13 protein-coding genes are annotated in these 16,409 nt (G+C 64.1%); 10 read left to right on the top strand and 3 right to left on the bottom strand.

Going from position 1 to position 16,409, the window contains the following annotated elements; translation table 11 throughout:
• Window positions 1–181: 181 nt before the first annotated feature.
• From ydcS to CRO75_RS16725, 3 genes are all read right to left on the bottom strand, one after another.
• Window positions 182–1,333, bottom strand: coding sequence for a putative ABC transporter substrate-binding protein YdcS (gene ydcS / locus CRO75_RS16735; protein WP_097136897.1), 1,152 nt, complete (start codon window positions 1,331–1,333; stop codon window positions 182–184).
• A gap of 87 nt (window positions 1,334–1,420) precedes the next feature.
• The gene (locus CRO75_RS16730; protein ID WP_097136895.1) at window positions 1,421–2,911 is read right to left on the bottom strand and encodes a gamma-aminobutyraldehyde dehydrogenase; all 1,491 of its coding nucleotides are present in this window, start codon (window positions 2,909–2,911) and stop codon (window positions 1,421–1,423) included.
• A 104-nt stretch (window positions 2,912–3,015) separates the two neighbouring features.
• Window positions 3,016–3,930 (bottom strand): LysR family transcriptional regulator, encoded by a 915-nt coding sequence (locus tag CRO75_RS16725; protein WP_097136893.1) that lies wholly within the window; start codon window positions 3,928–3,930, stop codon window positions 3,016–3,018.
• Window positions 3,931–4,120: 190 nt separating this feature from the next.
• Between CRO75_RS16725 and CRO75_RS16720 the strand changes: the two genes are divergently transcribed.
• From CRO75_RS16720 to lysS, 10 genes are all read left to right on the top strand, one after another.
• Window positions 4,121–4,846: a tellurite resistance TerB family protein gene (locus CRO75_RS16720; protein WP_097136891.1), complete on the top strand. Its 726-nt coding sequence runs from the start codon at window positions 4,121–4,123 to the stop codon at window positions 4,844–4,846.
• A 232-nt stretch (window positions 4,847–5,078) separates the two neighbouring features.
• Entirely contained in the window at window positions 5,079–6,701 is a 1,623-nt protein-coding gene (locus CRO75_RS16715; RefSeq protein WP_097136889.1) for a methyl-accepting chemotaxis protein, read from the top strand.
• A complete protein-coding gene (locus CRO75_RS16710) occupies window positions 6,701–7,237 on the top strand; it encodes a chemotaxis protein CheW (protein WP_097136887.1) in 537 nt (178 codons plus the stop codon). Before CRO75_RS16715 ends, CRO75_RS16710 begins: the two co-directional genes overlap by 1 nt.
• Entirely contained in the window at window positions 7,234–8,505 is a 1,272-nt protein-coding gene (locus tag CRO75_RS16705; protein ID WP_097136884.1) for a protein-glutamate O-methyltransferase CheR, read from the top strand. The genes CRO75_RS16710 and CRO75_RS16705 overlap by 4 nt, the downstream gene beginning before the upstream one ends.
• Entirely contained in the window at window positions 8,502–9,182 is a 681-nt protein-coding gene (locus tag CRO75_RS16700; protein WP_097136881.1) for a chemotaxis protein CheW, read from the top strand. Before CRO75_RS16705 ends, CRO75_RS16700 begins: the two co-directional genes overlap by 4 nt.
• A complete protein-coding gene (locus CRO75_RS16695) occupies window positions 9,179–11,515 on the top strand; it encodes a hybrid sensor histidine kinase/response regulator (protein ID WP_097136880.1) in 2,337 nt (778 codons plus the stop codon). Before CRO75_RS16700 ends, CRO75_RS16695 begins: the two co-directional genes overlap by 4 nt.
• Window positions 11,512–12,525: a chemotaxis response regulator protein-glutamate methylesterase gene (locus tag CRO75_RS16690; RefSeq protein WP_087091359.1), complete on the top strand. Its 1,014-nt coding sequence runs from the start codon at window positions 11,512–11,514 to the stop codon at window positions 12,523–12,525. The genes CRO75_RS16695 and CRO75_RS16690 overlap by 4 nt, the downstream gene beginning before the upstream one ends.
• Before the next feature lie 48 nt (window positions 12,526–12,573).
• Entirely contained in the window at window positions 12,574–13,575 is a 1,002-nt protein-coding gene (locus CRO75_RS16685; RefSeq protein WP_007927977.1) for a PleD family two-component system response regulator, read from the top strand.
• A 108-nt stretch (window positions 13,576–13,683) separates the two neighbouring features.
• A protein-coding gene (gene prfB / locus CRO75_RS16680) for a peptide chain release factor 2 (RefSeq protein ID WP_097136878.1) occupies window positions 13,684–14,779 on the top strand; the annotation gives its coding sequence in 2 pieces (ribosomal slippage) (window positions 13,684–13,755 and window positions 13,757–14,779; 1,095 coding nt in all).
• A 110-nt stretch (window positions 14,780–14,889) separates the two neighbouring features.
• Window positions 14,890–16,389, top strand: coding sequence for a lysine--tRNA ligase (gene lysS, locus CRO75_RS16675; RefSeq protein ID WP_062823558.1), 1,500 nt, complete (start codon window positions 14,890–14,892; stop codon window positions 16,387–16,389).
• The last annotated feature ends 20 nt before the right edge of the window (window positions 16,390–16,409 follow it).

Raw genomic sequence — 16,409 nt, 5'->3', positions numbered from 1 at the left:
GCGCTGTCGAAATAAGCGGGATCAGGTCTGGCGGCGTAGGCCGCTCCTGCTGGAGCCGGCCCGACGCAGGAACCTGTAGCCGCTGCCGCAGGCTGCGATCGCCCCGCAGGGGCGCGGCGATCTTGAGGGGGCAGAAGGTCCTGCGGACCTTGCGCAGCCTGCGGCAGCGACTACAGGGAACTCACCTGCCGCCCATGATTGCGATGTAATCCTGGGTCCAGCGGCTGTACGGCACGAACTTGCCGCCCTCGGCCTGCGGGGTTTTCCAGAAGGCGATCTTGTCGAACTGGTCGAAGCCGTTGGTCTTGCAGCCCTCGGCGCCCAGCAGTTGGCTTTCCTGGCAGGCCGCCGGCACGGCTGGCAGCGAGCCGAACCAGGCGGCGACGTCGCCCTGGACCTTCGGCGTGAGCGACCAGTCCATCCACTTGTAGGCACAGTTGGGGTGCTTGGCCTCGCTGTGCAGCATGGTGGTGTCGGCCCAGCCGGTGGCCCCTTCCTTGGGAATGGTCGAGGCGATTGGCTGTTTCTCGTTGATCAGGCCGTTGACCTGATACGGCCAGGAGCTGGCGGCGACCACGCCTTCGTTCTTGAAGTCGCTCATCTGTACCGTGGTGTCGTGCCAGTAGCGGTGGATCAGCGGCTGCTGGGCGCGCAGCAGGTCGAGCACCGCCTTGTACTGGGCTTCGGTCAGTTCGTAGGGGTTCTGGATCCCCAGTTCCGGTTTCGCGCTCTTGAGGTACAGCGCGGCATCGGCGATGTAGATCGGCCCGTCATAGGCCTGCACGCGGCCCTTGTTGGGCTTGCCGTCCGGCAGGTTCTGCGCGGCGAACAGCACGCTCCAGCTGGTCGGTGCCTGCTTGAAGACGGTGGTGTTGTACATCAGCACGTTCGGGCCCCACTGGTAGGGCGTGCCGTAGGTCTGCTTGTCGACCACGTACCAGGGCGCGTCCTTGAGGCGTGGGTCGAGGTTTTTCCAGTTGGGAATCAGCGCGGTGTTGATTGGCTGCACGCGCTTGCCGACGATCAGCCGCAGGGAGGCGTCGCCGGACGCGGTGACCAGGTCGTAGCCGCCCTTGGCCATCAGGCTGACCATCTCGTCGGAGGTGCCCGCGGTCTTGACGTTGACCTTGCAACCTGTCTCCTTCTCGAAGCCGGTGACCCAGTCGTAGTTCTTGTCGCTCTCGCCACGTTCGATGTAGCCGGGCCAGGCCACGATATCCAGCTGGCCTTCGCCGGCACCGACGGCCTTGAGCGGTTCGGCGGCCTGGAGGCTGGCGCTGGCCAGCAGGGCGGTGGTGATTGCACTGAGCAGTGCGGTCTTGTGCACGAACATGGGGAAACCCTCTTCTTCAAATTATGGTCGGGGCAGTTGTGAACGTGGTGAAGCGCGCCCTAAGGGCTTGTTATCAGCTTAGTGCCGTTATTCCAGGTCATTGCCGTGGCGGGCCATGATGTGGCGCACCACGCTGTAGTCCTGCAGCGAATCGCTGGACAGGTCTTTGCCGTAGCCGGAGCGCTTCAAGCCGCCGTGGGGCATTTCGCTGGCCAGCATGAAATGGCTGTTGATCCAGGTGCAGCCGTATTGCAGGCGTGCTGCCACCTGCATGGCCTTGTCCAGGTTCTGGGTCCAGACCGACGAGGCCAGGCCGTATTCCGAGTCGTTGGCCCAGTCCACCGCCTGCGCCAGCTCGTCGAAACGGGTGACGGTGACCACCGGGCCGAACACTTCGCGCTGGACGATTTCATCCTGCTGTCGGCAGCCGGCCAGCAGGGTCGGCTGGTAATAGAAGCCGGCGCCCGAATGCACCGCCGCGCCGGTCACCCGTTCGATATGCGGCTGGCCCAGGGCGCGCTCGACGAAGCTGGCCACGCGGTCGCGCTGGCGAGTGCTGATCAGTGGGCCGATCTCGTTGTCGGCATCGCGCTTGCCGGCGAACCGCAGGCTGCTCACGGCGGCGCCCAGTTCGGCCACCAGACGGTCATGGATCCCGCCCTGGGCATAGATCCGGCAGGCCGCGGTGCAGTCCTGCCCGGCGTTGTAATAGCCGTAGTTGCGCACGCCCTCGACCACGGCCTGCAGGTCGGCGTCGTTGCAGACGATCACCGGGGCCTTGCCGCCCAGTTCCAGGTGCGTGCGCTTCAGGGTTTTCGAGGCGGCCTGGAGGATCTTCTGCCCGGTGACGATATCGCCGGTCAGCGACACCATGCGCACTTTGGGGTGGCTGACCAGGTGGCTGCCGACGCCTTCGCCACCGCCGCAGACAATGTTCAGCACGCCGCGCGGCAGCAGTTCGGCCAGGGTCGGCGCCAGGGCCAGGATCGACAGCGGGGTATGCTCCGACGGCTTGAACACCAGGGTATTGCCGGCGGCCAGGGCCGGGGCGATCTTCCAGGCGGCCATCATGATCGGGTAGTTCCACGGCGCGATGGACGCCACCACGCCGATAGGGTCGCGCCGCACCATGCTGGTGTAGCCCGGCAGGTACTCGCCGGCGAGCTGGCCGGTCTGGCAGCGCACGGCGCCGGCAAAAAAACGGAACACGTCGACGGTGGCGCCCAGATCGTCCTGGCGCGCCAGGTGCAGCGGCTTGCCGCAGTTCAGCGATTCCAGGCGGGCCAGGTGGTCGGCCTGCTTTTCCACGGCATCGGCAATCGCCAGGAGGATGTTCGAGCGTTGCTGGGGCGTGGTGCGCGACCAGTGGGTAAAGGCGCGGTGGGCGGCGAGGATCGCGCCTTCCACCTGTTCGCTGCTGGCCTCGGCGATCCGGGTCAGCACTTCGCCGGTGGCCGGGTTGAGGATAGGTTCGACAAGCCCCTGGCCGGCGACCAATTCGCCATCGATCAACAAAGCGGTGGACAACGGAGTCTGCGCGCCAGCCATTTTCCGGGTTCTCTTTTCTCGTATGGCCATGGTGCTCTCCAGTGACGGAGGCCCGGCCCTCTCTGGACGGATGATCAGAGACTAGTGGCGGGGCCGGTGCTCGACAAATACCAAATACTGAATGCAGCGTTCGATTAAATAGATGGCTTGCGCCCGCCGTGGGGCTGTTCACGAGCCACGGTCAGGAACGGGTCGACCAGCGCCGGGCGCGCGGTGCCCCGGCGCCAGGCCAGGCCGACATCGAGGGTCTGGCTGAGGTCGGCGATGGGCCGGGCCTCGATGATGTCGCCCTCCAGCGACCAGGGGCGATAGGTCATGTCCGGCTGGATCGATACCCCAAGCCCGGCCGCCACCAGGCTGCGCACCGCTTCGGTGGAGGCGGTGCGTAAAGTGATGCGCGGTTGCAGGCCGGCGCCGGACCACAGGCGCTGGGCATTGCGGTCCATTTCATCGACGTTGAGCTGGATCAGCGGCTCGCGAGCGACATCCGCCAGGCTGATGCTGTCGTGTTCCAGTAGCGGGTGCTGGGCGGGCAGCCACAGGCGGTGGGGGGAGTGGGTCAGCACTTCGGTCTGCAGGGCGTGGCGGTCCTCGAGATTGGAGAGGATCAACACCCCGACGTCGATCTCGCCGCTGACCAGCAAGTGCTCGATGTAAGGGCGCTCATCCTCCATTACACGGATTTCCACATTGGGGTAGGCACGCTGGAAACGCGTGAGCAAGTCTGCCAGGTAGTAACCGGCGACCAGGCTGGTCACGCCGACGATCAACTGGCCGGCCACCTGGTCGGTGCTCTGCTGCAGGCTGCGCTTGGCGTTGTCGACCGTGGCCAGGATCAGGTGCGCCTGGCGCAGGAACTGATGGCCCTGGTGAGTCAGGGTCATGCCCTTGGCATGGCGGTTGAACAGGCTGACGCCGATTTCCTGTTCGAGCTGCTGGATCGCCAGGGTCAGGGTCGACTGGGAAATGAACACCGCCTGGGCGGCGGACGAGATCGAGCCGGTCTCGGCCACGGCGATGAAGTGACGGATCTGGCGCAAAGTCATCATGGGCAATCACCGGTCGGGCGGTTTTATCGATTTTTTCGAGTGTATATCTTTTTAATCGAAGGGCTGCCCAGGCATACGAGCGAGCCTGGCGAAGCAACATCTGGAAGCACACTCGAGCCCAGGATCGGGGCACTTCAATCTAGGCTGGTGGCCTTATTGATTCGATCAACTCAAGTTGCTGGAGGTTTGGATGAACACCCGTGGATTGCTCGATCAATTGCTCAAGTCTGGCCAGGACCTGTTGCAGAACAAGGCCGGGGGGCAGCAGAACAAGGCATCCGCTGCCGACAAGGGCGCGCTGGGCGGCTTGCTCGGTGGCGGTTCCGGCGGGCTCGGCAGCCTGTTGTCCGGCGCTGGCGGCGGGGCGTTGGCGGCCGGCGCCATGGGCCTGTTGCTGGGCAATAAAAAAGCCCGTAAATTCGGCGGCAAGGCGCTGACCTATGGCGGCCTGGCGGCGCTGGGCGTGATCGCCTACAAGGCCTACGGCAACTGGCAGGCGCAGCAGGCCGGCGCGCCGCAAAGCGAGCCGCAGACCCTCGACCGCTTGCCTGCGCAGCAGGTCGAACAGCACAGCCAGGCGATCCTCAAGGCGCTGGTGGCCGCGGCCAAGGCCGATGGCCATATCGACGAGCGCGAGCGCGCCCTGATCGAAGGTGAGTTCACCCGGCTGGACAACGATCAGGAACTGCAACACTGGCTGCACGCTGAACTCAACAAACCCTTGGACCCGGCGGATGTGGCGCGTGCTGCCGGCACCCCGGAAATGGCCGCCGAAATGTACGTCGCCAGCGTGATGCTGGTGGACGAGGAAAACTTCATGGAAAAGGCCTATCTGGATGAGCTGGCGCGTCAACTCAAGCTGGAGCCGGGGTTGAAACTCGAACTGGAAAAACAGGTGCGCCAGGCCAATCTTTGACGCCAATCGGGCGTGCGCTGGAGAAAGCTTCGCACGCCCTCTTCGATGGCTGAAATACCCTCTGCTTATGCCGGATCATCACTGGCGGCACTCGAGTCATCTGGCGGAAAGTAGCCCTCCAGAGCGGACCCTGCCTTTCGCTCTGAGTGAGACGTGGTGCGCAATACGCTGATAAATGATGGCACGCCCTCGGCTATACTCCCCACCATTTGAATGGCCCCGAGGACTGACTGTGAAGAACTGGACGTTGCGCCAACGCATTTTGGCGAGCTTTGCGGTGATTATCACCATCATGCTGCTGATGGTCATAGCCTCGTACTCCCGTTTGTTGAAGATCGAGGCCGGCGAAGACCGCATGCGCTCCGATGCCATTCCCGGGGTCTATTTCAGTTCGATGATTCGCGGTTCGTGGGTCGACAGTTTCCTGCATACCCAGGAAATCATCGGCCTGAACGAAGGCAAGGGCGTCAGTGCCAAGGATGAGGCCGATTTCAAGAGCTTCGAGCAACGCCTGCAGAAATACATGGCCAGCTACAAGGACACGCTTCGCGGTGGTAGCGACCTGCAGGAGTTCGAAGAGTTTGAAAAACACCATCAGGAGTATCTCAAGATCCAGGCCATGGTCCTGGATCTGCATCGGCGTAATCAGGAAGCCGAGGCTGTCCGCGTGTTCCATGACCAGTTGACGCCCACCTGGATCTCCGGTCGGCTGAAACTCAACGACATCATCGACGAGAACAAGGGGGTCGCCGATTCGGCCGCCTCGCAGATCGACGATGCGGTGGCCGCGGCCAAAGTCACCATGGGCGTTTCCCTGCTGGTGGCGGTGCTGGCGGCGGGCCTGTGCGGCCTGTTGCTGATGCGCGCGATCATGGCGCCGATGAACCGTATCGTGAAGATCCTCGACGTCATGCGCACGGGCGATCTGACCAGCCGCCTGAACCTGGAGCGCAAGGACGAATTCGGCGCCGTGGAAACCGGCTTCAACGACATGATGACCGAGCTCAACTCCCTGGTGTCCCAGGCGCAGCGCTCCTCGGTCCAGGTCACCACCTCGGTCACCGAGATCGCCGCCACCTCCAAGCAGCAACAGGCGACCGCTACCGAAACCGCGGCGACCACCACCGAAATCGGTGCGACCTCCCGGGAAATCGCGGCCACCTCTCGCGATCTGGTGCGCACCATGACCGAAGTCTCCACCGCCGCCGACCAGGCATCGGTGCTGGCCGGTTCCGGCCAGCAAGGCCTGGCGCGCATGGAAGAAACCATGCATTCGGTGATGGGCGCGGCCGACCTGGTCAACGCCAAGCTGGCGATCCTCAATGAGAAGGCCGGCAACATCAACCAGGTGGTGGTGACCATCGTCAAGGTCGCCGACCAGACCAACCTGCTGTCGCTCAACGCCGCGATCGAAGCCGAGAAAGCCGGCGAGTACGGGCGCGGCTTTTCCGTGGTGGCCACTGAAGTGCGGCGCCTGGCGGACCAGACCGCGGTCGCCACCTACGATATCGAGCAAATGGTCCGGGAGATCCAGTCGGCGGTATCGGCCGGGGTCATGGGCATGGACAAGTTCTCCGAAGAAGTGCGCCGCGGCATGGCCGAGGTGCAGCAGGTCGGCGAGCAGCTGTCGCAGATCATCCACCAGGTCCAGGCCCTGGCGCCGCGGGTGTTGATGGTCAACGAGGGCATGCAGGCCCAGGCCACTGGTGCCGAGCAGATCAACCACGCCCTGGTGCAACTGGGCGATGCCAGCAGCCAGACCGTCGAGTCGCTGCGCCAGGCCAGTTTCGCCATCGATGAACTGAGCCAGGTGGCGGTGGGGCTGCGCAGCGGCGTCTCGCGTTTCAAAGTCTGATGAACGAGCTCGCAGCGAAAGACGGCGCAGGGACGGCGACGAAAGACACGCTGTTCCTGGTGTTCCGCATCGGTACCGAACGCTACGCCTTGCAGGCCATCGAGGTGGTCGAGGTATTGCCGCGCCTGCAACTCAAGCCGATTCCCCGGGCGCCGTCCTGGGTGGCCGGGGTCTTCGCCCATCGTGGCGCGGTGGTGCCGGTGCTTGACCTGAGTGCCCTGACCTTTGGCCAGCCGGCGCAGGAGCGCACCAGCACCCGCCTGGTGCTGGTGCATTACCGCCCGCAGGCGGCGCAGCCCGCGCAGTTGCTGGGGCTGATCCTCGAGCAGGCCACTGACACCCTGCGTTGCAACCCGCAGGACTTCAAGGCCTACGGCCTGGATAACCGCAATGCGCCGTACCTGGGCCCGGTCTACGAAGACACCCAGGGCCTGCTGCAATGGGTGCGTGTCGACGATCTGCTGGATGCCGAGGTGCGTGCGCTGCTGTTTCCCTCGCCGCCGCTGGATCCGGCGTTGCTCGGGGAGTCGTCATGAGCAGCGACCAGCGATTTTTCGATTTTCTCAAGGAGCGCATCGGCCTCGATGTGGCCTCGGTGGGCCCGGCGATCATCGAGCGCGCGGTGCGCCAGCGCAGCATCGCCCAGCAGGCGCCCAGCGCCGACCATTACTGGCAGACCCTGCAAGGCTCGCGGGATGAACAGCAGGCCCTGATCGAAGCGGTGATCGTTCCGGAAACCTGGTTCTTCCGTTACCCGGAATCCTTTGCGGCCCTGGCCAAACTCGCACGCTCGCGGCTTGCCGAACTCAAGGGCATGCGCGCCTTGCGCATCCTCAGCCTGCCGTGTTCCACCGGCGAGGAGCCGTACTCGATTGCCATGGCCCTGTTCGATGCCGGGCTGGCCCCTCATCAATTCAAGGTCGAAGGGTTCGATGTCAGCCCGCTGTCGGTCGAGCGGGCCAGGCAGGCGGTGTATGGCAAGAACTCCTTTCGCGGCCAGCACAGCGATTTTCGCGAACGGCATTTCACCGTCGAAGATGAGCGCTACAGCCTCAGCGAGCGGGTGCGCGAGCAGGTGCGCCTGCAGGTCGGCAACCTGCTGGACCCGACCTTGCTGGCCAATGAGCCGCCCTACGATTTTGTCTTCTGTCGCAACCTGCTGATCTATTTCGATCAGCCGACCCAGCGCCAGGTGTTCGAAGTGCTCAAGCGCCTGACGCATGTCGACGGCGTGCTGTTCATCGGCCCGGCCGAAGGCAGCCTGCTGGGCCGCCTGGGCATGCGCTCGATCGGCATTGCCCAGTCCTTTGCCTTCAGCCGGCATAACGAACCCGAGCCCATGCCGGCACCGGCCTTCGTACCGAGCGCATTGCCGGCGCGCCAGCCGGTGCGCGGCATCGCGCCGCCCGTGCGCAGCCGGCCGTTTTCCAGTGCGGTGGCGAGCCAGCGCCCTGCGCCGACCAGGCCGGCCAGCGATGCCACGACGTTGCTGGCGAGCATCGCGACCCTGGCCAACGAAGGCAAAAGCGCCGAGGCCCGGGTGGCTTGCGAGCATTACCTGGACACTCACGAGCCGGTGGCGCAGGTGTTCTATTGGCTGGGGCTGCTCAGCGACGTGGCGGGCAGCGCCCTGGAAGCCCAGGGCTTCTATCGCAAGGCCCTGTACCTGGACCCGCAGCACGCCGAAGCGCTGGCGCACCTGGCCGCCTTGCTGGCCTCCCAGGGCGACGTCGCCGGTGCCCGTCGATTGCAGGAGCGTGCGGCCCGCAGCGGCCGTGCAGCAGACAGTGAGCGTAAATCATGAGCGGCTCTGTTTCGTTGAACGTGACCCACGAAGATGCGCAGGCCATCGACGATTGCTGGAACCGTATCGGTATCCACGGTGACAAGAGTTGCCCGTTGCTGGCCGGGCATGTGCATTGCCGCAATTGCTCGGTGTATTCCGCCGCGGCCACCCGCCTGCTCGACCGCTATGCGTTGCAGCAGGAGCGCCATGAGCAAACGGTCGAGGCCGACACGGATATCGTCACCCGTTCGTTATTGATATTCCGCCTGGGCGAGGAATGGCTGGGTATTGCCACCCGTTGCCTGGTGGAAGTGGCGCCGCTGCAGCCGATCCATTCCTTGCCGCACCAGCGCTCGCGGGCCTTGCTGGGCGTGGCGAATGTGCGTGGCGCTCTGGTGGCCTGCCTGTCGTTGGTGGAGCTGCTGGGGCTGGATACCACCAGCACGGTCGTGTCGGGGGCGCGGGTGATTCCGCGGATGTTGATCATCGCCGCCCAGGGCGGCCCGGTGGTGGTGCCGGTAGACGAGGTGGAGGGCATCCACGCCATCGACGAGCGCACCCTGGACGCCGCCGCGGTTTCCGGCCAGCAGGCCAGTGCCAAGTACACCCGTGGCGTCCTGCAATGGAAGGGCCGCAGCCTGCGTTGGCTGGATGAAGAGCAGTTGCTGTCCGCCGTGACCCGGAGCCTGACATGACCCCCGATCAAATGCGCGACGCCTCGCTGCTCGAACTCTTCAGCCTGGAAGCCGAAGCCCAGACCCAGGTGCTCAGTGCCGGCCTGCTGGCGCTGGAGCGCAATCCGACCCAGGCCGACCAACTGGAAGCCTGCATGCGCGCCGCCCACTCGCTCAAGGGCGCGGCGCGGATCGTCGGGGTCGACGCCGGGGTCAGCGTGGCCCATGTGATGGAAGATTGCCTGGTCAGCGCCCAGGAAGGGCGGCTGTACCTGCGTCCCGAACATATCGATGCGCTGCTGCAGGGCACCGATTTCCTGATGCGCATCGCCACGCCGGGCAACCAGGTCAGTGAGCAGGACATTGCCGCCTACGTGGCGCTCATGGAGCAGTTGGTCGGCTCGCCGGGCGCGGCGTCTGCGGGCGTTGTCCTGCCTCGGATCGAGCCGAACCTGCCGCCTATGGCCGAGCTGCACCTACAAGCCCCACGGGTCGAACCCGAACCACAGGTCCCGCCGTTCGAGATGCCGCAGGAGGTATTGCAGGAAACGCTGCAAGAGACAGCCGCGGCGATTACGCACAAGGGCAAGAAGCTCGCCGAGGGGGGCGAACGGGTGTTGCGGGTCACGGCCGAACGCCTGAACAGCCTGCTCGACCTGTCGAGCAAGTCGCTGGTGGAAACCCAGCGTCTGAAGCCGTACCTGGCGGCCCTGCAGCGCCTCAAGCGCCTGCAGAGCAACGGCCTGCGTGCTTTGGAAAATCTCAATGGGCATCTCAAGGAGCAGGTGCTGGGCCCGGAGGCCCTCGAAGCCCTGGAAGATGCGCGACGCCTGCTGGCGGAGTCCCAGCAGGTGCTGACGGAGAAAACCGCCGAGCTGGATGAATTCGGCTGGCAGGCCAGCCAGCGCGCCCAGGTGCTCTACGACACCGCGCTGGCCTGTCGCATGCGGCCGTTCGCCGATGTGCTGGTGGGCCAGGTGCGGATGGTTCGCGACCTGGGGCGTAGCCTGGGCAAACAGGTTCGCCTGGAGGTCGAGGGCGAGAAGACCCAGGTCGATCGCGACGTGCTGGAAAAACTCGAAGCGCCGCTGACCCACCTGCTGCGCAACGCGGTCGATCACGGCATCGAAACGCCCGAACAGCGGCTGCTGGCGGGCAAGCCGGCCGAGGGCCTGATTCGCCTGCGCGCTTCCCACCAGGCCGGGCTGCTGGTGCTGGAGCTGAGCGATGACGGTAATGGTGTCGACCTGGAACGGGTGCGCCAGAGCATCGTCGAGCGCCAGTTGTCCCCCGCCGAGACCGCTGCCCAGCTGAGCGAAGAAGAGCTGCTGACCTTCCTGTTCCTGCCGGGCTTCAGCCTGCGGGACAAGGTCACCGAGGTCTCCGGGCGCGGTGTCGGCCTGGACGCGGTACAGCACATGGTGCGCCAGTTGCGCGGCGCGGTGCAGTTGGAGCAGGTGGCGGGGCAGGGCAGTCGTTTCCACCTCGAAGTGCCGCTGACTCTGTCGGTGGTGCGCAGCCTGGTAGTGGAGGTCGGCGAAGAGGCCTATGCCTTCCCGCTGGCGCATATCGAACGCATGTGCGATCTGGAGCCCGACGATATTGTCCAGCTGGAAGGGCGCCAGCATTTCTGGCACGAAGGCCGCCACGTCGGCCTGGTCGCGGCCAGCCAGTTGCTGCAACGCCCGGCGGGGCAGAACAACGAATCCACGCTCAAGGTCGTGGTGATTCGCGAGCGCGACGCGGTCTATGGCGTGGCGGTCGAGCGTTTCATCGGCGAGCGGACCCTGGTGGTGCTGCCACTGGACGACCGCCTGGGCAAGGTCCAGGACATTTCCGCCGGAGCCTTGCTCGATGACGGCTCCGTGGTGCTGATCGTCGACGTCGAGGACATGCTGCGGTCGGTGGACAAACTGCTCAATACCGGCCGCCTGGAACGCATCGCCCGGCACAACCGCCATCAGGCCGAGACGGCGCGCAAGCGCATCCTGGTGGTCGACGACTCGCTCACCGTGCGTGAGCTGCAACGCAAGCTTTTGCTCAACCGTGGTTATGACGTAGCGGTCGCCGTCGACGGCATGGATGGCTGGAACGCCTTGCGTTCGGAAGACTTCGACCTGCTGATCACCGACATCGATATGCCCCGAATGGATGGGATTGAATTGGTCACACTCCTGCGCCGTGACAATCGCCTGCAGTCGTTGCCGGTGATGGTGGTTTCCTACAAGGATCGCGAAGAGGACCGGCGCCGTGGACTGGATGCCGGGGCCGACTATTATCTAGCCAAAGCCAGTTTCCATGATGACGCCCTGCTGGATGCGGTGGTGGAGCTGATTGGAGGAGCGCGGGCATGAAAATCGCGATCGTCAATGACATGCCCATGGCCGTGGAGGCCCTGCGCCGGGCCCTGGCCTTCGAACCCGCGCACGAAGTGGTGTGGGTCGCGACCAATGGCGCCGAGGCGGTCGAGTACTGCGCCCAGCTGACGCCCGACCTGATCCTGATGGACCTGATCATGCCGGTGATGGACGGCGTGGAGGCGACCCGCCGGATCATGGCTGAAACCCCTTGCGCCATCGTGATCGTCACGGTGGATCGCCAGCAGAACGTGCATCGGGTGTTCGAGGCCATGGGACATGGCGCGCTGGACGTGGTCGATACACCGGCCCTGGGGGCCGGCAATGCGCAGGAAGCGGCGGCGCCTTTACTGCGCAAGATCCTCAATATCGGCTGGCTGATCGGCCAGCAGCGCGGCAGCCACGTGCGTTCGGCACCGGTGCCGATGCGCACCATGGCGCAACGCCAGGGCCTGGTGGCGATCGGCTCGTCCGCCGGTGGCCCGGCGGCGCTGGAAGTATTGCTCAAGGGGCTGCCGGCCCATTTTCCGGCCGCCATCGTGCTGGTGCAGCACGTCGACCAGGTGTTTGCCGCGGGCATGGCCGAATGGCTGAGCAGCGCCTCCAGGCTCAAGGTACGCCTGGCCCGCGAAGGCGAGCCACCGCAGAGCGGTACGGTACTGCTGGCCGGGACCAACCACCATATCCGGCTGTTGAAGAACGGCACCCTGGCCTACACCGCCGAGCCGGTAAACGAGATCTATCGGCCATCGATCGATGTGTTTTTTGAAAGTGTCGCCAGTTACTGGAATGGCGATGCGGTCGGCGTACTGCTGACCGGCATGGGCCGCGATGGCGCCCAGGGCCTGAAACTGATGCGCGACCAGGGTTATCTGACCATCGCTCAGGACCAGGAGAGTAGTGCGGTGTATGGCATGCCCAAGGCGGCCGCTGCCATCGACGCTGCCGTAGAGATTCGCCCACTGGACAAGATCGCTCCACGATTGCTGGAGATATTTGCCAAATGACCGACAAACGCAGCTGTCCTGGCCAGGTAGCAACTCAGGTGACAACCCATGAATGATTTACAGCTCGACGATTTTAAGACCGATGAAAATGCTGCGATGGTGCTGCTGGTCGACGACCAGGCAATGATCGGTGAGGCTGTGCGGCGTGGGTTGGCGAATGAAGAAAACATCGACTTCCACTTTTGTGCCGACCCGCACCAGGCCATTGCCCAGGCGATCCGCATCAAGCCGACGGTGATCCTGCAGGACCTGGTGATGCCGGGCCTGGACGGGCTGACGCTGGTGCGCGAGTACCGCAACCACCCGGCGACCCAGAACATTCCGATCATCGTGCTTTCGACCAAGGAAGACCCGCTGATCAAGAGTGCGGCCTTCGCCGCCGGGGCCAACGATTACCTGGTCAAGCTGCCGGACAATATCGAACTGGTGGCGCGCATCCGTTACCACTCGCGTTCCTACATGACCCTGTTGCAGCGAGACGCGGCCTATCGCGCGCTGCGGGTCAGCCAGCAGCAGCTGCTCGATACCAACCTGGTGCTGCAGCGCCTGATGAACTCCGATGGCCTGACCGGCCTGTCCAATCGCCGGCATTTCGACGAGTACCTGGAGCTGGAATGGCGCCGGGCGATGCGCGACCAGACCCAGTTGTCGCTGCTGATGATCGATGTTGATTATTTCAAGTCCTACAACGACAACTTCGGTCATCTGGAAGGCGATGAAGCCCTGCGCAAGGTGGCGACGGCGATCCGCGAAGCCAGCAGCCGACCGTCGGATCTGCCGGCGCGTTATGGCGGGGAGGAGTTTGCCCTGGTGCTGCCGAACACCTCGCCCGGCGGGGCGCGGCTGGTGGCCGAGAAACTGCGCCAGACCGTGGCCGCGCTGAAGATTCCGCATATCGCGCCGACCGAAGGGGCGAGCCTGACCATCAGCATCGGTCTGTCCACCATGACGCCGCAGCCGAGCACCAGTTGCCGGCAATTGATCTCGGCCGCCGACAAAGGCCTGTATCTGGCCAAGCACAATGGTCGCAATCAGGTGGGGATCGAGTAAAAAAAACCGCCACCGCGGGGGCCTAAAGCCGCCAGGCGGGCTGCCGCACCAGCTTGATTACGTTATACTCGCCGGCTTTCAAAAGTTCGCCAACGAGTGCTGCCTGCCATGGAAATCAACCCGATCCTTAACACTATCAAGGACCTGTCCGAGCGCTCCGAAACTATTCGGGGGTATCTTTGACTACGATCAAAAGCATGAGCGTCTGACCGAGGTCAACCGCGAGCTTGAAGATCCGAACGTCTGGAACAAGCCTGAATACGCCCAGGAACTGGGGCGCGAGCGCTCCGCGCTGGCACAGATCGTCGAGACCCTGGACGAGTTGTCCGGTGGCCTGGCCGATTGCCGCGATCTGCTGGAGATGGCCGTCGAAGAGAACGACGAAGGCGCGGTAGGCGATGTGGTCGCCGAACTGACCCGTCTCGACGAGGCCCTGGCCAAGCTGGAATTCCGTCGCATGTTCAGCGGCGAAATGGACATGAACAACGCCTACCTGGACATCCAGGCCGGCTCCGGCGGCACCGAAGCCCAGGACTGGGCCAACATCCTGCTGCGCATGTACCTGCGCTGGGCCTCCAAGCGTGGCTTCGACGCCACCATCATGGAACTGTCCGAAGGCGAAGTCGCCGGGATCAAGGGCGCCACCGTGCACATCAAGGGCGAGTACGCCTTTGGCTGGCTACGCACCGAGATCGGCGTGCACCGCCTGGTGCGCAAGAGCCCGTTCGACTCCGGCGCCCGCCGCCACACCTCGTTCTCGGCCGTATTCGTCTCGCCCGAGATCGACGACAAGGTGGAAATCGAGATCAACCCGGCGGACCTGCGCATCGACACCTATCGTTCCTCCGGTGCCGGTGGCCAGCACGTAAACACCACCGACTCGGCCGTACGTATCACCCACGTACCGACCAACACCGTGGTCAGCTGCCAGAACGAACGTTCCCAGCACGCCAACAAGGACACCGCCATGAAGATGCTGCGGGCCAAGTTGTACGAGCAGGAAATGCAGAAGCGCAACGCCGCTTCCCAGGCGCTGGAAGACACCAAGTCCGACATCGGCTGGGGTCACCAGATCCGCTCCTACGTGCTCGATGCCTCGCGGATCAAGGATCTGCGTACCAACATCGAACGCAGTGACTGTGACAAGGTGCTCGACGGCGATATCGACGAATACCTGGTGGCCAGCCTGAAATCGGGGCTGTAAGCCGCGACACCCATGCCGCGGGCACGGCGCGCTTCTGTAGGAGCGAGGCTGGCCCGCGATCCCTTGCCACAGGCAAGGGACAACGTACCTGTGATGGAAAATTTAAAGACATGAGCGACCTACAACTCGACCAGGCCCTGCAACAGGAAGAAAACACCCTGATCGCCCTGCGCAAGGAAAAGCTTGCTGCCGAGCGCGCCAAGGGCAATGCCTTCCCGAACGACTTCCGCCGCGACAACTACTGCAACGACCTGCAGAAGCAATACGCGGACAAGACCAAGGAAGAGCTGGCCGAGGCTGCAATCCCGGTCAAGGTTGCCGGTCGCATCATGCTCAACCGTGGCTCGTTCATGGTGATCCAGGACATGACCGGGCGGATCCAGGTCTACGTCAACCGCAAGACCCTGCCGGAAGAAACCCTGGACGCGGTCAAGACCTGGGACCTGGGCGACATCATCGCCGCCGAAGGCACCCTGGCCCGTTCCGGCAAGGGCGACCTGTACGTCGAGATGACCCAGGTACGCCTGCTGACCAAGTCGCTGCGTCCGCTGCCGGACAAGCACCACGGCCTGACCGATACCGAGCAGCGCTATCGCCAGCGCTACGTCGACCTGATCGTCAACGAAGACGTACGCGAAACCTTCCGCGTGCGTTCGCAAGTCATCGCCCATATCCGCAGCTTCCTGATGAAGCGTGACTTCCTGGAAGTGGAAACGCCGATGCTGCAGACCATTCCCGGCGGTGCGGCGGCCAAGCCGTTCGAGACCCACCACAACGCCCTGGACATGGAAATGTTCCTGCGTATCGCCCCGGAGCTGTACCTCAAGCGCCTGGTGGTCGGTGGCTTCGAGAAAGTGTTCGAGATCAACCGCAACTTCCGTAACGAAGGCGTTTCGACCCGGCACAACCCTGAATTCACCATGTTGGAGTTCTACCAGGCCTACGCCGACTACGAAGACAACATGGACCTGACCGAAGAACTGTTCCGCGAACTGGCGCAGCTGGTCCTGGGCAGCACCGACGTGCCGTACGGCGACAAGGTGTTCCACTTCGGCGAGCCGTTCGCCCGCCTGTCGGTGTTCGACTCGATCCTCAAGTACAACCCTGAGCTGACCGCCGATGACCTGAACGACATCGACAAGGCTCGCGCCATCGCCAAGAAGGCCGGCGCCAAGGTCCTCGGCTTCGAAGGCCTGGGCAAGCTGCAGGTGATGATTTTCGAAGAACTGGTCGAGCACAAGCTGGAGCAGCCGCACTTCATCACCCAGTACCCGTTCGAAGTCTCGCCGCTGGCCCGTCGCAACGACGAGAACCCGAACGTGACCGACCGTTTCGAGCTGTTCATCGGTGGCCGCGAAATCGCCAACGCCTACTCCGAGTTGAACGACGCGGAAGACCAGGCCGAGCGTTTCATGGCCCAGGTGGCCGACAAGGACGCCGGTGACGACGAAGCCATGCACTACGATGCCGACTTCGTTCGCGCCCTGGAGTACGGCATGCCGCCGACCGCTGGTGAAGGTATCGGCATCGACCGCCTGGTGATGCTGCTGACCAACTCCCCGTCGATCCGCGACGTGATCCTGTTCCCGCACATGCGGCCGCAAGCGTAAATATGTTGAATAAAAAGCCG

Source organism: Pseudomonas sp. LAMO17WK12:I10, from assembly GCF_900215185.1.
Lineage (GTDB): Bacteria > Pseudomonadota > Gammaproteobacteria > Pseudomonadales > Pseudomonadaceae > Aquipseudomonas > Aquipseudomonas chlororaphis.
This window is presented reverse-complemented; position numbering and strand designations above follow the sequence as displayed.

What these genes read in the sequence shown, in the direction of transcription:
- ydcS (WP_097136897.1), bottom strand. Translation starts at nt 1,333, where the DNA reads ATGTTCGTGCACAAGACCGCACTGCTCAGTGCAATCACCACCGCCCTG.
- CRO75_RS16730 (WP_097136895.1), bottom strand. Translation starts at nt 2,911, where the DNA reads ATGGCCATACGAGAAAAGAGAACCCGGAAAATGGCTGGCGCGCAGACT.
- CRO75_RS16725 (WP_097136893.1), bottom strand. Translation starts at nt 3,930, where the DNA reads ATGATGACTTTGCGCCAGATCCGTCACTTCATCGCCGTGGCCGAGACC.
- CRO75_RS16720 (WP_097136891.1), top strand. Translation starts at nt 4,121, where the DNA reads ATGAACACCCGTGGATTGCTCGATCAATTGCTCAAGTCTGGCCAGGAC.
- CRO75_RS16710 (WP_097136887.1), top strand. Translation starts at nt 6,701, where the DNA reads ATGAACGAGCTCGCAGCGAAAGACGGCGCAGGGACGGCGACGAAAGAC.
- CRO75_RS16705 (WP_097136884.1), top strand. Translation starts at nt 7,234, where the DNA reads ATGAGCAGCGACCAGCGATTTTTCGATTTTCTCAAGGAGCGCATCGGC.
- CRO75_RS16700 (WP_097136881.1), top strand. Translation starts at nt 8,502, where the DNA reads ATGAGCGGCTCTGTTTCGTTGAACGTGACCCACGAAGATGCGCAGGCC.
- CRO75_RS16695 (WP_097136880.1), top strand. Translation starts at nt 9,179, where the DNA reads ATGACCCCCGATCAAATGCGCGACGCCTCGCTGCTCGAACTCTTCAGC.
- CRO75_RS16690 (WP_087091359.1), top strand. Translation starts at nt 11,512, where the DNA reads ATGAAAATCGCGATCGTCAATGACATGCCCATGGCCGTGGAGGCCCTG.
- CRO75_RS16685 (WP_007927977.1), top strand. Translation starts at nt 12,574, where the DNA reads ATGAATGATTTACAGCTCGACGATTTTAAGACCGATGAAAATGCTGCG.
- lysS (WP_062823558.1), top strand. Translation starts at nt 14,890, where the DNA reads ATGAGCGACCTACAACTCGACCAGGCCCTGCAACAGGAAGAAAACACC.